This window comes from Sphingobium cloacae, from assembly GCF_002355855.1.
Classification (GTDB): domain Bacteria; phylum Pseudomonadota; class Alphaproteobacteria; order Sphingomonadales; family Sphingomonadaceae; genus Sphingobium; species Sphingobium cloacae.
Map to the genome: position 1 here is coordinate 272898 of NZ_AP017656.1, position 15314 is coordinate 288211.

Annotated in this window: 16 protein-coding genes; 12 read left to right on the plus strand and 4 right to left on the minus strand. The window is 66.8% G+C overall.

What is annotated here, in order from left to right:
- Positions 1-4: 4 nt before the first annotated feature.
- Positions 5-454, minus strand: a complete 450-nt coding sequence (locus tag SCLO_RS19970) for a PaaI family thioesterase (RefSeq protein ID WP_066516409.1) — start codon at positions 452-454, stop codon at positions 5-7.
- Position 455: 1 nt separating this feature from the next.
- Positions 456-1265 carry an enoyl-CoA hydratase-related protein gene (locus SCLO_RS19975; RefSeq protein WP_066516410.1) on the minus strand — a complete coding sequence of 270 codons (810 nt, stop codon included), beginning with the start codon at positions 1263-1265 and terminating at the stop codon, positions 456-458.
- Between the two features lie 125 nt (positions 1266-1390).
- Between SCLO_RS19975 and SCLO_RS19980 the strand changes: the two genes are divergently transcribed.
- From SCLO_RS19980 to SCLO_RS20030, 11 genes are all read left to right on the plus strand, one after another.
- Complete coding sequence (locus SCLO_RS19980; protein ID WP_231923445.1) at positions 1391-2155, plus strand: FadR/GntR family transcriptional regulator; 765 nt, start codon at positions 1391-1393, stop codon at positions 2153-2155.
- A gap of 46 nt (positions 2156-2201) precedes the next feature.
- The gene (locus SCLO_RS19985; protein ID WP_066516411.1) at positions 2202-3338 is read left to right on the plus strand and encodes an NAD(P)H-dependent flavin oxidoreductase; all 1137 of its coding nucleotides are present in this window, start codon (positions 2202-2204) and stop codon (positions 3336-3338) included.
- A gap of 30 nt (positions 3339-3368) precedes the next feature.
- Positions 3369-4541 (plus strand): thiolase C-terminal domain-containing protein, encoded by a 1173-nt coding sequence (locus tag SCLO_RS19990; protein WP_066516415.1) that lies wholly within the window; start codon positions 3369-3371, stop codon positions 4539-4541.
- Positions 4538-4996: a Zn-ribbon domain-containing OB-fold protein gene (locus tag SCLO_RS19995; protein WP_066516418.1), complete on the plus strand. Its 459-nt coding sequence runs from the start codon at positions 4538-4540 to the stop codon at positions 4994-4996. The genes SCLO_RS19990 and SCLO_RS19995 overlap by 4 nt, the downstream gene beginning before the upstream one ends.
- A 4-nt stretch (positions 4997-5000) precedes the next feature.
- Positions 5001-6221, plus strand: coding sequence for an acyl-CoA dehydrogenase family protein (locus tag SCLO_RS20000; protein ID WP_066516421.1), 1221 nt, complete (start codon positions 5001-5003; stop codon positions 6219-6221).
- Positions 6222-7316 carry an acyl-CoA dehydrogenase family protein gene (locus SCLO_RS20005; protein ID WP_066516426.1) on the plus strand — a complete coding sequence of 365 codons (1095 nt, stop codon included), beginning with the start codon at positions 6222-6224 and terminating at the stop codon, positions 7314-7316.
- Positions 7317-7333: 17 nt separating this feature from the next.
- Positions 7334-8947: an acyl-CoA synthetase gene (locus tag SCLO_RS20010; protein WP_066516427.1), complete on the plus strand. Its 1614-nt coding sequence runs from the start codon at positions 7334-7336 to the stop codon at positions 8945-8947.
- Positions 8944-10545, plus strand: coding sequence for a flavin-containing monooxygenase (locus SCLO_RS20015; protein WP_066516430.1), 1602 nt, complete (start codon positions 8944-8946; stop codon positions 10543-10545). The genes SCLO_RS20010 and SCLO_RS20015 overlap by 4 nt, the downstream gene beginning before the upstream one ends.
- Before the next feature lie 79 nt (positions 10546-10624).
- Positions 10625-11902, plus strand: a complete 1278-nt coding sequence (locus tag SCLO_RS20020; RefSeq protein WP_066516465.1) for a cytochrome P450 — start codon at positions 10625-10627, stop codon at positions 11900-11902.
- Positions 11903-11930: 28 nt separating this feature from the next.
- Complete coding sequence (locus SCLO_RS20025) at positions 11931-12257, plus strand: 2Fe-2S iron-sulfur cluster-binding protein (RefSeq protein ID WP_066516469.1); 327 nt, start codon at positions 11931-11933, stop codon at positions 12255-12257.
- A 59-nt stretch (positions 12258-12316) separates the two neighbouring features.
- Complete coding sequence (locus tag SCLO_RS20030; protein ID WP_066516432.1) at positions 12317-13288, plus strand: alpha/beta fold hydrolase; 972 nt, start codon at positions 12317-12319, stop codon at positions 13286-13288.
- Position 13289: 1 nt separating this feature from the next.
- On the opposite strand, the gene SCLO_RS20035 is transcribed toward SCLO_RS20030, so the two are convergent.
- Together SCLO_RS20035 and SCLO_RS20040 are read right to left on the minus strand one after the other, a co-directional pair.
- Positions 13290-13724 carry a PaaI family thioesterase gene (locus SCLO_RS20035; protein ID WP_066516433.1) on the minus strand — a complete coding sequence of 145 codons (435 nt, stop codon included), beginning with the start codon at positions 13722-13724 and terminating at the stop codon, positions 13290-13292.
- Complete coding sequence (locus SCLO_RS20040) at positions 13721-14134, minus strand: PaaI family thioesterase (RefSeq protein WP_066516434.1); 414 nt, start codon at positions 14132-14134, stop codon at positions 13721-13723. Before SCLO_RS20040 ends, SCLO_RS20035 begins: the two co-directional genes overlap by 4 nt.
- Positions 14135-14252: 118 nt before the next feature.
- On the opposite strand from SCLO_RS20040, the gene SCLO_RS20045 reads away from it, so the two are divergent.
- On the plus strand, positions 14253-15197 hold the full coding sequence (locus SCLO_RS20045; RefSeq protein WP_066516436.1) for an MlaD family protein: 945 nt from the start codon (positions 14253-14255) through the stop codon (positions 15195-15197).
- Positions 15198-15314 lie beyond the last annotated feature (117 nt).

Consider the following 15314-nt stretch of genomic DNA (forward strand, 5'->3'; position numbering starts at 1 on the left):
ACGGTTACGCCGCGATGCCGCCGTCCCGCATGAGGTACGAACCGCGACCGCTGGCGAGCAGCACGCCGTCGGGTGAGCGCACCTCGCTGTCCGCGACCGACAGCGTCCGTCCGATCTTGACGACACGCGCGTGGACGTGAAGCGGGCCGCCGCTCGCCGGGCGATGATAATCGACGTGGAGCGACGCGGTGGCGCTGACCGCGCGCGTCCTCGTCAGCAGGACATACATGCCGGCAAGATCGATCAGGCTGGCGAGCACGCCGCCATGCACGGACGGGATCCGCGGGTTCGATACGATCTCGTCGCGCCACGGCATGCTGAGGTGAAGGACGCCGTCATTGACGTCCTCGACGCGAAGCCCGAGCCAGGCGTGGAACGGCGCAATCGAAAGCGCGCTTTGCAATGCGGCTCCCGCCAGGCCGTCTGGGCTTGCCGAGGGATTTTCGCCGACCATCTTACCGCCCCCTGAAAACGGGTGCGCGCTTTTCCATGAAGGCGCGCGGACCCTCACGTGCATCCTCGGTGCGAAACACCGGCGCGGCGAAGCGCGACTCCAATTCCATGCCTTCGCTTTCCGACCGCCCGAGGCAAGCGCGCGCCGACGCGCGGATCGCCTGTACTGCGATCGGGCCGTTGGCGGCGATCCGTTGCGCCAGGTCGAGCGCCGCAGGCAGCACCTCCTCCGGCGCCACGACGCGGTTGACGAAGCCGTCGTCGAGCGCGGTGTCGGCATCGATCAGATCGCCGGTCAGCAGCAGTTCCATCGCGCGCGCATAGGGAAGCTGGCGCGGCAGTCGCACCGTCGATCCCCCGCCCGGGAAGATCGCCCATTTGACCTCCTGCACGCCGAAGCGCGCCGCGCTTGATGCGATCCTGAGATCGGTGCCCTGGACCAGTTCCATGCCGCCCGCGATCGCGTGCCCGTTGATCGCGGCGATCACCGGCTTGACGACGTCGAACGTGCGCAGCAGCGCGGTGCCGAGAATGTCGCGGTCGGCAAGCACGCGGCGATCCCACTCGTCCTCCGGCGGTCGCCCGCCGCTGACGAGCGGAATGAGACGGCCGAGGTCGGCACCCGAGCAGAAGGCGCTGCCGGTTCCGGTCACCACCGCGACGCGGATCTCGGCGTCGTCGCGCACCCTCGTCCAGCAGTCGGCCAGCTCCACCAGCATCTGCGGATCAAGCGCGTTACGCGCCGCGGGGCGGTTCAGATGGACGATGGCGACATGTCCAGCGGTCTCCATCCAGGCTACGCTGTCGGTCATCCAATCCCCTTCTGCTCTTTAACATTATACTCTTTGAGTAGCCGTGCAAGTCGGGGACGAACAGAATTCAGCACTGGACAGGGACAAAACAGTGGTTCAGCATCAAACCATGATAAGGGTTTTTCATGCTGGACGTGGCTGAGCGGGGTGAGGTGCCCTCGTTCGTACGGGGCAAGCGCGCGCTTCGCGTTGCGCAGGCGATCGTGCACGACATCGAGGCGGACGCGCGCCAGATCGGCGACCGACTGCCTCCGGAGCACGACATGCTCGCGCGGTACGAAGTCGCCCGCGCCACATTGCGCGAGGCGCTGCGTTTTCTGGAACTGCAGGGCGTGCTCCACCTGCAGCCCGGTCGCGGCGGCGGGCCGGTGGTCGCGCGGCCGCAGATCGGCGATTTCACGAGTTCGCTTGCGCTCGTGCTGCACTTCGTCGGCACCGACCTGCGCGCGCTGATCGAGCTGCGCGAGGCGCTCGCCCCGCAGGCGGCCTCCCACGCCGCCCGGCGCGCCACGGCGGCGGATCTGATGGCGCTGGCAAGCTGCTTCGCCGAGCTCGAGCAGCAGGTGGGATCGACGCTGTTCGAGGAAACCAACCGGCGCTTCCACGACCTTCTGGCATGGGCGAGCGGCAATCCGCTGTTCGGGCTGCTCACGTCCGCGCTGCACCTGCTGACCCGCGACCTTTCGCGCCAGCTCGGCTATTCCGAGCACGAACGCGAGAACCAGGTTCGTCGCCTCGCGCGCGTCGTCCATGCGGTGCGGCTGCGCGACGCGGTCACGGCGCGGCGCGAGATGGAACGGCTCGTCGAGGGATCGGCGGTATATCTCGGGCAGCGCAGCCCCGACCTGATGGATCAGAAGGTGCGCTGGACTCAGGCGTTCGAGGCGTAGCCGCCGAGATAGATCAGCAACGAAAACGATGTGGGAGAGACGGACAATGGCCCTAAACAGCCGGATCTGCGGGATGCTTGGCATCGACTATCCGATCGTCCTGGCCGGCATGGGTGGGGCCAGCGTCCCGCGGCTGGCGGCGGCGGTGTCCAACGCGGGCGGGCTGGGCGTGCTCGGCGCCGCAGCGTGCCCGCCCGAGCAGCTCCGCGCGTGGATCCGCGAGACGCGCGCGCTGACCGACAGGCCCTTCGGCGTCGACACGCTCCTGCCCGCCTCGGTGCGACGCGGCTCAGCGCCGCAGACTGGGGCGGCGCCAGCGGACCCGCGCGCGGTGCTTGCCGACTATCAGGCGTTCACGCGCGACTTTATGGAGCGTGAGGGGCTGGAGATCGTCGCGCGTGATGCCGGCCGCGATGCGACGGAGGGCGCGGCCAACGGCGGCGCGGCGCTGTTCTCCAAGGAGTTCTTCGAGGCGCAGATGGAGGTCGTCGTCGAGGAGAAGGTACCCGTCTACGCCGCGGGGCTCGGCAATCCGGGACCGTGGATGGATCGGCTCCACGCCAACGGCACGGTCGTCATGGCGGTGGTCGGCAAGGTGAAGCACGCGCTGCAGGTGGTGGAGTCGGGCATCGACGTGATCGTGGCCCAGGGGCACGACGGCGGCGGACACAATTCGCCCATCGGCACCATCTCGCTCATTCCGCAGGTGGTCGATGCCGTTGGGGACCGGGTGCCGGTGCTCGGCGCGGGCGGCATCTCCGACGGGCGCGGGGTGGCGGCGGCCTTCATGCTGGGCGCCGAAGGCGCCTGGGTCGGCACCGCCTTCCTCGCGACCGAGGAGGCGGGGATCGAGGATTTCCAGAAGGAGGCGATCGTCGACAGCGGCGATGCCGACACCGTGGTGAGCCGCTCGATCACCGGCAAGCCCGCCCGCATGATCCGCAGCAAGTGGGCCGACGCGTGGGTGGCGGCGGGGAAGGAGCCGCTGCCGATGCCATACCAGTCGATGATCGCCGGTCCGGTTATGGCGTCGGGCATCCGTGCGAAGCGCAAGGACATCATCCCGGGCTTCGCGGGACAGGGCATGGGTCTGATCCATGCCGTCCGCCCCGCCGCTGAGGTGATGCGTGACCTTGTCGCCGATGCCGAGCGCGCGCTCGGCCGCGCGGCGGGCCTGCGCTGAGGGTCGCGGCTGGTTACAGGAGGGACAGATATGACCTTCTCGGACAAGGCAGCGATCACCGGCGTCGGGGAAACCGATTACGTCAAAGGCACCGAGCGCACCGCGGTGGACATGATGCTGGAGGCGTCGCGGCGCGCGATCGCGGACGCGGGCCTCCGCCCGTCCGACATCGACGGCATGGTGCCGCCGCCCATCTACACCACGTCGGAGGAATTGGCGGCAAACCTCGGCATCGACGTGCTGCGCTATGCCGCGACCGTCCACATGGGCGGCGCGAGCCCGACGACTGCGCTTCAGCATGCGGCGATCGCGATCGCGGCCGGTCTGTGCGACCACGTGCTCGTCACGCTCGGGTGGAACGGCTTCTCAGCGCTGCGGCCCAAGCCGGGTGCTCCGCCCACGCGACCGATGAACATGAACACGCTGACCAATACCATCCGCGGCTATTACATGCCCTACGGCGTGTTCCTGCCGGTGCAGATGTACGCCTGGCTGGCGACCCGGCATTCGCAGCTCCACGGCGTCGGTCCCGAAGCCATGGGCGCGGTGGCGATGGCGTGCCGCCGCCATGCGCAACTCAATCCGAAGGCGTTCACCTACGGTCGGCCGCTCGATTGGGAAACCTACCACGACGCCCGGATGGTGTCGGAGCCGTTCCGACTCTACGACTGCTGCCTCGAGACCGACGGCGCGTGCGCGGTCGTCGTCTCGCGCATCGACCGCGCGCGCGATATGCCGCATGTCCCCGTTACCATCGCGGGCGCCGCCGAGGGACATCCCTATCCCGCCGACGACATCCCCTCGCGCCCGGATCCGTTCAAGATCGGGCTGAGCTATGCCGCGCCAAAGGCGTTCGAGATGGCCGGCATGGGCCGCGAGGAGATGGATTTCCTCCAGGTCTACGACTGCTTCACCTACGTCGTGCTGCTCCAGCTGGAGGCGATGGGATATTGCGAGCCGGGCGGCGCGCTCGACTTCGTGCGCGACGGGCAGATCGAGCTCGGCGGGCGCTATCCGCTCAACACCCACGGCGGGCTGCTGAGCGAGGCGCACGTGTGGGGGCTCAACCACGTCGTCGAGGCCGTGCGGCAGCTGCGGCACGATTGCGGGGAGCGCCAGGTGCCGGGCGCACGGACCGGGCTCGTCACCGGCTGGGGCGACCTGGGCGACGGCAGCATCGCCATCCTGCGGAGGTTCGCATGAACGACGACGACATTGCGCCCAAGCTGCGGACGCCCGCCGTCTCGCCCCCCAAGCCGTTGCCGCACCCGCAGGATCCGGTGGAGCAGGAGTTCTGGCAGCGTTGCCAGGGCGGCACGCTCCATTTCCAGCGGTGCGGCGAGTGCCGGACGTGGCGCCACCTGCCCCGCTACATGTGCGCGCGCTGCGGCTCGCCCTCGTTCGCCTGGGAGCCGAGCAGCGGGCGTGGACGGCTGTTTTCCTGGACGGTGACGCATCAGGCGCTGCACCCCGCCTTCGCGGCCGACGTGCCGTATGTCGCGGCGGTGGTCGAGCTGGACGAGGGCGTCCGCATGGCGACCCGGCTGACCGGCGCCGATCCCGCCACGCTCGCGCTCGACATGCCGGTGGCGCTGGCCTTCGAAACGATCGGCGACGGGTTCCGGCTGCCCGTCTTCACACCGGCTGCAGGAGCGTGAATCGATGGACCTGAGTTACGGCCCGGAATACGAGGCGTTCCGCGACGAGCTGCGCGCGTTCATCGCCGCGAACCGCCACCGTGCGCCGGCCGCGCCCGGCGCGGCGCAGCGCGCCGGGGCGGACGCGGTCGCGTGGCAGCAGCTGCTGCTCGAGCACGGCTACACCGCACGCACCATTCCGCGCGACTATGGCGGCTTCGGTGCCGAGCCCGACATCCTGACGTCGCGCATCATCGCCGAGGAGTTCGCTGCGGCGGGCGTACCCGGCGGGCTGTCGAACCAGGGCATCTCGATGCTCGTCCCGACGCTGCTCGAGCTCGGCACGGAGGAGCAGAAGCGCCGCTGGATCGCACCGACGCTGCGCGGCGAGATCGTCTGGTGCCAGGGGTATTCGGAACCGGGCGCGGGCTCTGATCTGGCGGCGCTGCGCACCAGCGCGCGCGAGGAGAACGGCGAGTTCGTCATCAACGGGCAGAAGATCTGGACCAGCACCGCGCATCAGGCGGACATGATCTTCTGCCTCGTGCGGACGGAAGCGGAAGCGCTCAAGCATGCGGGGATCAGCTACCTCATATTCTCCATGAAAACGCCCGGGATCGAGGTGCGCCCGCTGCGCACGATGACCGGCCACGCCGAGTTCAACGAAACCTTCTTCACCGACGTGCGCGTGCCCGTCGACCAGATCGTCGGCCAGCGCGGGCAGGGCTGGATGGTGGCCAACGCCACGCTCGGTTACGAGCGTGGCATGCTGGGCGACCCGGCGGCGCTGGAGAATCGCCTCGCCGCGCTGGTGCAGCTGATGCACGATGAACGGATCGACGGCGTGCGCGCGATCGACAACGCGGCATTGTGCGGCCGGCTGGTGGCGCTGCAGGCCGAAGTCGCGGCGATGAAGTTCAACGGATTGCGGCTGCTGTCCAATTCGCTGAAGGGCGAACCCGGCGGCCTCGCCAAGCTAATCGTCAAGCTCCAGTCGTGCGAACTGGCGCACCAGATCTCGGCGTTGGCGATCGACGCCATGGGGGAGCTCGGCCTGCTGTACGGCGGCAGCCGGCGCGAGCGGGCGGGCGGAAGCTGGCAGTGGAACTACATGTTCCAGCTCGGCCTCATCATCGGCGGCGGCACCGCGCAGATCCAGAAGAACATCATCGCCGAGCGCGGGCTCGGCATGCCGCGCGAGCCGAAGCTGGAGCACGCGCGCGCACCCAAGGCGGAGGCGGCATAGATGGATTTCGGTCTTTCCCCCGAGCAGCGGATGCTGCGCGACGCGGTCGATCGGCTGCTGCGCGAACATTGCCCGCTCGATCACGTCCGCGAGGTCGCGGAGGGCGGCGATGCCGTCAGTGCGGCGGTGGTAGCGGCGCTGGCCGAGCTTGGCCTTTCCGGCATCATGGTGCCCGAGGAGCACGGCGGCCTCGGCCTGGGCCTGCTCGATGCCTCAGTAGTGGCGGAGGCGCTCGGCGCAGCGGTGGCGCCGGTGCCGTTCGTGGCGCGCTGCGTCCTCGCCCCGCTTGCGCTGCGGCTTGCCGGCACGCCGGCGCAGCAGGCGCGCTGGCTGCCGCGCATTGCCGACGGCAGCGCGCGCTTCGGCGTCGGGCTGACCGAGGTCGTCAACTGTCGCGACGGCGGCGGCGTCACGGCCGCGGACGGCACGCTCAGCGGCTCCGCGCTGTTCGTGCTCGACAGCGCCGACGCCGATGCCTTTGTCATCGCCGACCAGCGCGGCCAATTGCATCTGGTCGCCGGCGAGGCGGAGGGGCTCGAACGCCTTCCGCTGTCCACGATCGACCTCACCCGATCGGTGGGCGAGCTGCGGCTGGACGGCGTCGCGGCCGAGCCGCTCGGCGATGACGATGGCGGGGCGGCCCGCCGGCTCGTCGCGGCGGGTCGCGTGCTGCTCGCGGCGGACAGCGTGGGCGCGGGCGACGCGATGATCGCGCGGGCGGTCGCCTATGCCGGGGAGCGTGAGCAGTTCGGGCGCGTCATCGGCAGCTTCCAGGCGGTCAAGCACATGTGCGCCGAGATGGCGGCGCGGCTGGAGCCGTGCCGATCGCTCGTCTGGTACGCGGCGCATGCGTTCGACGCGGTCCCGGATGAGGCTTTGCTGATGGCCTGCCATGCCAAGTCGCACACCGGGGAGGTGGGCCGCTTCGTCGCGCGTACCGCCACGGAGGTCCACGGCGGGATGGGGTTCACCGACCTGCTCGGCCTCCACTATTGGTTCAAGCGCATCGGCTTCGACCGGCAGGTACTCGGCGGGCCGGAGATCGTGCGCGCGGAGGCGGCTGCGCTGCAGGGCTGGGGCAAACGCGCCGCGTGAAACGAGGAGCAGCAGGCATGACGCAGTGGAACCTCGGCGACATCCTCGACGCGATCGAGCCCGTAATTCCCCTCGACGCCCCCGCGCTGATCCACGGCGACCGGGTGATCACCTGGCCCGAGATGGCGCGCCGGTCTAACAACGTCGCGCGGGCGTTGCGCGCGCGGGGGGCAGGACCGGGCGCCAAGGTCGCCTTCTATATGCGCAATCGACCCGAGTACGGCGAGCTGATGGCGGCGTGCTTCAAGGGACGACTGACCCACGTCAACATCAACTACCGCTATCGGCCCGATGAGGTGTTCTACATCTTCGACGACAGCGACAGCGAGATCGTAGTCTACAGCGCCGAGTTCCGCGCCTGCATCGAGGAGTTGCACGGCCGGCTTGGCAAGGTGCACACTTTCGTGGAGATCGGCCCGGACACGGAGCGCGCTTTGTTCGCGCTGCCCTACGAGGCGCTTGCAGCGGAGGGCGACGGCGCGCCGCTCGGCATCGCGCGCTCGCCCGACGACGAACTGTTCATCTACACCGGCGGCACGACCGGGATGCCGAAGGGCGTGATGTGGCGGCACACCGACATGCGCGAGGCGCAGCTCGATGCGCAGCGGCTGATGGGGCCGACGCCCGCCGACCTCGCCGAAACCGCGGCGCTGATCGCGCGCGACGGACCCGGCCGGCGTACGATGCCCGCCTGCCCGATGATGCACGGCACCGGCTTCATCACGTCGATCGGCACGCTGGTGAGCGGCGGCTGCATCGTGACGCTTGGGGGTGAATCGTTCGATGCCGACGAGCTGTGGCGGTCGGTCGATCGCGATCGCGTCGAATCGATCGCGATCGTCGGCGACGCCTTCGCCAAGCCGATGCTGGCCGCGCTGGATGCCGCGCCCGAGCGCTACGACACGTCTAACCTCGTCACGATCGTTTCGTCCGGCGTGATGTGGAGCCGCGAGGTGAAGGCGGGGCTGATCCGGCACATCCCGCAGGTCGTGCTGATGGACAGCTTCGGCGCGTCGGAGGGGCTGGGGTTCGGCCTGTCGGTTACCAGCGCAGCGGGCGAGACGGCGACCGCGCGCTTCACCATCGGCGGGCTGTGCGACGTGTTCGACGAGCATGACCGGCCGGTCGTGCCGGGCAGCGGCACGCCCGGCTTCATCGCGCGCAAGGGCGCGATCCCGATCGGCTACTACAAGGATCCGGAGAAAAGCGCGAAGACGTTCCGCACCATCAACGGCGTCCGTTACTCGATGCCTGGCGACTGGTGCACCGTCGCCGCGGACGGAACGCTGACGCTGCTCGGGCGCGGCAGCGTGTGCATCAACACCGCGGGTGAGAAGGTCTATCCAGAAGAGGTGGAGGAGGTGCTGAAGACCCATCCCGCGGTCGTGGACGCGCTTGTCGTCGGCGTGCCCGACGAGAAATGGGGTCAGGCGGTGACGGCGGTCGTCCATGCCGTGCCGGGGGCGAGAATGGACGAGGCGGCGGTGCGCGCCCACGTGCGGGACGCGCTGGCCGGCTACAAGACGCCCAAGGCGATCGTCGTCACCGACCGACCGCTGCGTGCGCCGAACGGCAAGGCGGATTACAAGGCGGCGAGCGACATCGCTGTGGCTGCGGTCGCTGCGCGATGAGCGGCGCGTCTGATATCGACGCGCTGGTGATCGGCGCGGGCTTCAGCGGGCTCTACCTGCTCGGGAAGTTGCGCGAGAACGGCTTCAACGTTCGACTGGTGGATGCGGCGGCGGAGCCGGGCGGCATCTGGTACTGGAACTGCTACCCCGGCGCACGGGTCGATTCGCACGTACCGATCTACGAATTTTCGGACGAGCGGGTGTGGCGCGACTGGACCTGGTCGGAACGCTTCCCAGGCTGGCGCGAGTTGCGTCGCTATTTCCGGCATGCCTGCCACGTTCTCGACCTCTGGCCTGCAATGAAGCTCGGTGTCGCGATGCGCTCCGCCGTATTCGACGAAGATGCCGGCTTCTGGCGGGTGGAACTCGCCGATGGAGATCGGCTGACCACCCGCCATCTGCTGCCGTGTACCGGCTTCGCGGCGAAGGCGTACATCCCGTCACTTCCGGGACTCGACCGCTTTGCCGGCCCTGCGCACCATACCGCGCACTGGCCGCAGGAGGGCATCGACTTCACCGGCAAGCGCGTCGCGATCATCGGGACCGGCGCGAGCGGTGTGCAGGTCGCCCAAGAGGCGGCGCGCGAGGCGGCGCAGCTGACGATCTATCAGCGCACCCCCATCCTGGCGCTGCCGATGCGCCAGCGCTCATTGACGGAGGTTGAGCAGGCGCAGGCCAAGCCCGGCTACCCCGAGATCTTCCGTCAACGTCGGCTGAGCAGCGGCGGGTTCGAGATCCCGCGGCTCGATCAGTCCGCGCTCGAGGTTTCGAGCGACGAGCGCACCGCGACGTTCGAGCGGCTGTGGGCGGCTGGAGGCTTCCACTACTGGGTCGGCAATTACGCCGACATCCTGGTGGACGAGCGCGCCAACCGGCTGGCCTACGACTTCTGGCGCGACAAGGTGCGCGAACGGATCGCAGATCCCGCGTTGCAGGAGAAGCTTGCGCCCAGCGAGCCGCCGCATCCGTTCGGGGTCAAGCGGCCGTCGCTCGAACAGACCTATTACGACATCTTCAACCAGCCGAACGTCAAGCTCGTCGATTTGCGCGATGAGCCGATCGTCGAGATTCTTCCGCATGGAGTCGCCACAAGCGCGGGTGTGCGACAGCATGACGTGCTGGTGCTCGCGACCGGGTTCGACGCGGTGACGGGCGGTCTCATGCAGATGGATATTCGCGGCCGCCACGGAACGACGCTGGCGATCGCGTGGAAGGAAGGCGCACGCACGCATCTTGGTTACGCCGTATCGGGCTTTCCCAACATGCTGTTTCTCTATGGTCCGCAGAGTCCCTCCGGTTTTGCAAACGGTCCGTCAGCAGCCGAAGTTCAGGGCGACTGGGTAACCTCGTTCCTGATGCACCTGCGCCATGCCGGTCTTGATGGCTTCGAAGCCGAGCCGGACACCCATGACGCCTGGGGGCGGCACATGGACGAACTGGCCGCGCCGACGCTTTTCCCGCGCGCCGACTCTTGGTACATGGGTGCAAACATTCCAGGAAAGCCACGGCAGCTTCTTAATTACCCATCATTGGTGATTTACGCAGAAATGTGTGAAGCCGCTGCCGCGGGTGGTTATACGGGATTTCGCCTGTCGTAATATACTTCATGGTAATTCTCTTTTGCTGGTTTTCTTGTAATTGTTGCGTTCTCTAAAATAACCGATCAGGAGTAGAATGATGGCTGTTCTTGATTATGCGAAGACCAATTTTTCAGGTGGGCTGGTGGATGTCGATGTTCCGCTAAACGAGATCGACGTTTCGAAACCCTATCTGTTTCAGGAAGACAGCGTCGGAGAAATATTCCGGCGGCTGCGCCGCGAGGACCCGATCCACTATTGTGCGGAAAGCAACTACGGCCCGTACTGGTCGGTGACGAAGTTCGACGACATCATGAAGGTCGACACCAACCATCGTGTGTTCTCGTCGGAAGCCAAGCTTGGCGGCATTTCGATCGCGGACATGCACGCTGGAGAGAGCGCGCTCGAACTTGAGATGTTCATCGCGATGGATCCGCCTAAACACGATGCTCAACGCAAGGCGGTGACCCCGGCGGTGGCACCTTCGAACCTCACCCTCCTCGAGCCGATCATCCGCGAGCGTGCGGGTGCCATCCTCGACGCCCTGCCGATCGGCGAGGACATCGACTGGGTACGGAACGTGTCCGTCGAGCTGACCACGATGACGCTTGCCACCCTGTTCGATTTTCCATGGGAAGATCGCGCAAAGCTCACGCGCTGGTCTGACGTGACGACAGCGATCCCCGGCGCCGGCATCGTCGATACCTTTGAGCAGCGCCGAGAGGAACTGATTGAGTGCGCGATGTACTTCAAGCGCATCTGGGACGAACGGGTTGCAACGCCGGGCGGCAACGACCTCATCTCGATGATGGCGGGCTCGCCGGCGACGCAGGAAATGCCGTTCATGGAATTCCTGGGAAACCTGCTTCTGCTGATCGTCGGGGGGAACGACACCACGCGCAATTCGATCAGCGGAGGCGTGCTGGCGCTCAACCGGCACCCCGATGAATATGACAAGCTCCGTAAAAATCCTGCGCTGATCCAGAGCATGGTCCCGGAGATCATCCGCTGGCAGACGCCGCTCACCCACATGCGCAGGACCGCGCTGGAAGATATCGAGCTTGGCGGCAAGAATATCCGCAAGGGTGACAAGGTCGTGATGTGGTATCTGTCCGGAAACCGCGATGATAGCGTCATCGATCGGCCCGACGACCTGGTCATCGACCGGGCGAACCCGCGCCACCATCTCTCCTTTGGTTACGGCATCCATCGTTGCATGGGAAATCGGCTCGCGGAACTGCAACTGAAAATCATCTGGGAAGAAATCGCCAAGCGGTTCGAGTTCGTCGAGGTGGTGGGCGAGCCGGAGCGCCTGCTGTCGAACCTGGTGCGTGGCATCACGCGTCTGCCGGTACGGCTTCATGCAAAAGCGGCCTGAGGACGGCAACGAGGGGAATCAGCACGCGATGGTCAACGTGACATTCGTTCTGGCGAGCGGGGCGCGCCTGCCGGTGGAAATCGACGAGGGCGAAAGTGCCCGCGAGGCGGCGCTCTACAACGATGTCCCGGGCATCGACGGCGATTGTGGGGGTGCGTGTGCCTGCGCGACGTGCCATGTCCACGTCGATCCGGCCTGGATCGATCGCGTCGGTAGATTGCCGCCAGACAGCATGGAAGGCCAGCTGCTCCAGTTCGCCGAAGGCGCGACCGCAAACAGTCGGCTGGCGTGCCAGATCAGAATGACCGACCGATTGAACGGTTTGATCCTGCATGTCCCCGAGCAGCAATATTGAAGAGTGAAAGGCGGTGGTCGCGGGTCGCGACACTGGCTCTTGGCGAGGTCGAGCGATTGATGTGCGAGGAGAAGCGTTCTGGCCTTACCGACATCGACCCGCTTTGGGCAGGTGACGGTGCCCGCCTGCCGAGCTGGTTCATGGATGCGCTGGCCGTGCCAAGGGAGGAGGGCTTCGTCCTCGTAGAGGGTGCGCATGTCCACTACCTGCGCTGGGGCGACCGCGCCAAGCCGGGCGTCCTCATGGCGCACGGTTTTCTTGCCCATGCGCGCTGCTGGGCGTTTATCGCGCCGTTCCTCGCCGCGGACTACCATGTCGTCGCCTATGATCTTGCGGGCATGGGCGACAGCGACGCGCGCGCGGGAATCGATGGCGACGGCCGTGGGCGCGAGATGATCGCGGTGGCGGAGGCGACCGGGCTGTTCGACGGTGCTGCGCCGCCCGTGATCATCGGTCATAGCTTCGGCGCGGGGATCGCGGTGACCGCGATGACGATCGCGGCCCAACGGTTCGCGGGCGCGATCATCTGCGACCTGATGATCATGCGGCCCGAGGCGCTTGCCGCCTACTCGCGCGGCGGACGCGGCAGCCCCGGCTCGGGCGACCCGAACAAGCCCGCCAGCCGGTATCCCGACTACCCGACCGCACGCGCGCGCTACGTGCTCGCGCCGCCCCAGCCTGCGGGCGAGCCGTTCCTGATGGACTACATGGCCTATCATTCGCTCCGGCGGGACGGCGACACGTGGACGTGGAAGTTCTCGCCCGCGGTGTTCGCGCGCGGCAACTCGGCGGATGAGTGGATGACGATGGGCCGCCGCGTTGCCGCGGCTCCTGGGCGGCTGGCAATCGTCTACGGCGAGCACAGCGCGCTCTTCGGCAGGGATTCGGCGGCATATCTGCGCGAACTCGGACCTGGGACGATTCCGATCGTCGCGGTGCCCAACGCGCGCCACCACCTGATGCTGGACGAGCCGCTCGCCTTCGCGACGGCGCTCAGAAGCATCCTTGCGCTCTGGAGATCGGCGCGCTGAATCAATCAGGCGTATCGAGCGAGTTTCTCTTCGCTGGGGGATTTTCGAGGGCGAATTCCAGCTGCGCAAGGCACAGTTTTCCGGCTCCGTCCCGCTCTACGGCTTCGGCATGCACCACTGCGACACGACGTCCCACACGCATCAGCGTCGGCGTCGTGCTGATTGCGCCCAGTCTGACCGGGGCGAGAAATTGCAGGTTCACACTGATCAGCCGGGAGGATTGCCCTGGCGAGAGTGTGCGGGAGAGAGCAAGCTGTGCGGCCAGCTCGAGAAAGGAAGCGATCGCTCCTCCATGCAGGGCGGGCAGGATGGGATTTCCGACAAGCTCCTCTGTCGGGATCAGCGTGAACGTTTCACCGCTTTGCGTCATCATGGTACCGAGCAGCCGCGCGAAGCCGTACTGCCCAACGCCAGCCGTGACTGCGCCTTCGCTCATCGGCCGACAGCCCGATTGATCGAGAAGACGCCCTGGGATGTCGCGATCAGGCGAGACGGATCCGTGTCCCAGACTTCGGTACGTACGAACGCTCGGTGCTCAATCGCGTCATAGCAGTGGGCCCATGCCGTCGCCGAGCATCTCGCCTCGGCAGACCGCAGATGATCCACCTTCAGGTTCAGGGTCGAGATCGCCAGCCGCCTGCCCAGCCGGGACATCACGGCGACGCCGCAGGCCTGATCGATCAGGCTCGTCAACACGCCGGTTGCGAGCGTCTCCTCCTCGTCCGCCAGCTCCTGACGCCAACCAAGACGTAGCGAGCTGAGGCCACCGCCGACCGAGACCAGCTCCAGGCCAAGCCTGTTGCCCCATGGTACATTGCCCGGTTGCAGGCTCCAGTCTCCAGCCACACTTCCATCCTCGTCCCGACCTGACCTCACCGCTCACCCAAAAAGCCATCGCTCAGGCTTCACCGGAAACGGTACGGTTTACATACTCCGACCAGCTTTTTAATGGCTGTGTTCGAGTATGGAAACGCGGTCGAACAAATTTCTGGTTCTCGTGGTGACCGGCTTTCTGCTGGGCACGCTCCTGATCTTCACGCTGTGGCTGTTTGATGCACGCGATGGAGACGGCAACCCCTATATGATCCGCTTCACCGGAAGCGTTGCCGGTCTCGAAAATGGATCGTCGGTGACCTTCTCGGGTGTGCCGGCCGGTCATGTCACGTCGATACGGTTCGACAAGGAGGACCCGTCAGCGGTTCTCGTCACCGTCAACCTTGACCCACGGATCCCCATCGTCGCAGGCGTAAAAGCGTCGATCGCAAGATCGGCACTGGCCGGCACCGCGAACATCAGCCTCGAGGGCGCCACATCTGGTGCGCCCCCGATCGTTGCGGCGAGCGACGGGGAGCTTCCCGTCATTCACGCCAAGGAAGGCGGGCTCCTTGGCGGCGGAGGGGACCCCGTCGCACTGGTCGAGAAGATCAGCCGCACCGTAGATTCTGTTTCTCGCGACCTCGACGCCGCTCAGCAGCAGCGGGCCAGCGATCGACTGGCGGCGCTTGCGGAAAGTTCCGCCGGTTGGGCAGACAGGGTCGGATCAGCATCCGACGGACTTACTGGCGCACGCGGTCGCGTGGTGGCCGTGGGGGACGCCCTGCAGCGATCCGGCGCCAGCGCTCAACGGTTGAGAGCTGCCCTGAACGACCGCCGCGCGACCGTTCTCGCCAGGGCGAACCGCCCGTTGCTGAACGCTCGAGACGAAGCCGAGCAATTGACAGCGCGCGTCGAGGCGGTTCGACCCACGATCCGCGGCATGACTGCCAAACAGGCCCAGCTGCGTGAGACCATTCGTTCAGCAAGTAACAAGGTAGGCGCTGTCAGGGATACGGCTGTTCGCATCGATCAGGAGGGCTTGGGGGTAAGTGCTCCGTCCCTTCCGACCTACAAGCCGAAATCACGGCAGTGATCGGCCGCGAAGCGATAGGACAGCTCTTGGCTGAGCTCGAGATGGCAGGCGACCGACCGACCGTCCCGGCGTGATTTCTCGTCAACCGGTCTGGATTGCGCTACCCTCGATCGGGGA

Bases quoted from the DNA above. Each gene is read 5' to 3' on its own strand.
- SCLO_RS19985 (WP_066516411.1), top strand. From the start codon at position 2,202: ATGGCCCTAAACAGCCGGATCTGCGGGATGCTTGGCATCGACTATCCG.
- SCLO_RS20010 (WP_066516427.1), top strand. From the start codon at position 7,334: ATGACGCAGTGGAACCTCGGCGACATCCTCGACGCGATCGAGCCCGTA.
- SCLO_RS20025 (WP_066516469.1), top strand. From the start codon at position 11,931: ATGGTCAACGTGACATTCGTTCTGGCGAGCGGGGCGCGCCTGCCGGTG.
- SCLO_RS20005 (WP_066516426.1), top strand. From the start codon at position 6,222: ATGGATTTCGGTCTTTCCCCCGAGCAGCGGATGCTGCGCGACGCGGTC.
- SCLO_RS19975 (WP_066516410.1), bottom strand. From the start codon at position 1,265: ATGACCGACAGCGTAGCCTGGATGGAGACCGCTGGACATGTCGCCATC.
- SCLO_RS20030 (WP_066516432.1), top strand. From the start codon at position 12,317: ATGTGCGAGGAGAAGCGTTCTGGCCTTACCGACATCGACCCGCTTTGG.
- SCLO_RS19980 (WP_231923445.1), top strand. From the start codon at position 1,391: ATGCTGGACGTGGCTGAGCGGGGTGAGGTGCCCTCGTTCGTACGGGGC.
- SCLO_RS19990 (WP_066516415.1), top strand. From the start codon at position 3,369: ATGACCTTCTCGGACAAGGCAGCGATCACCGGCGTCGGGGAAACCGAT.
- SCLO_RS20035 (WP_066516433.1), bottom strand. From the start codon at position 13,724: ATGAGCGAAGGCGCAGTCACGGCTGGCGTTGGGCAGTACGGCTTCGCG.
- SCLO_RS20020 (WP_066516465.1), top strand. From the start codon at position 10,625: ATGGCTGTTCTTGATTATGCGAAGACCAATTTTTCAGGTGGGCTGGTG.
- SCLO_RS20015 (WP_066516430.1), top strand. From the start codon at position 8,944: ATGAGCGGCGCGTCTGATATCGACGCGCTGGTGATCGGCGCGGGCTTC.
- SCLO_RS20045 (WP_066516436.1), top strand. From the start codon at position 14,253: ATGGAAACGCGGTCGAACAAATTTCTGGTTCTCGTGGTGACCGGCTTT.
- SCLO_RS19970 (WP_066516409.1), bottom strand. From the start codon at position 454: ATGGTCGGCGAAAATCCCTCGGCAAGCCCAGACGGCCTGGCGGGAGCC.
- SCLO_RS19995 (WP_066516418.1), top strand. From the start codon at position 4,538: ATGAACGACGACGACATTGCGCCCAAGCTGCGGACGCCCGCCGTCTCG.
- SCLO_RS20000 (WP_066516421.1), top strand. From the start codon at position 5,001: ATGGACCTGAGTTACGGCCCGGAATACGAGGCGTTCCGCGACGAGCTG.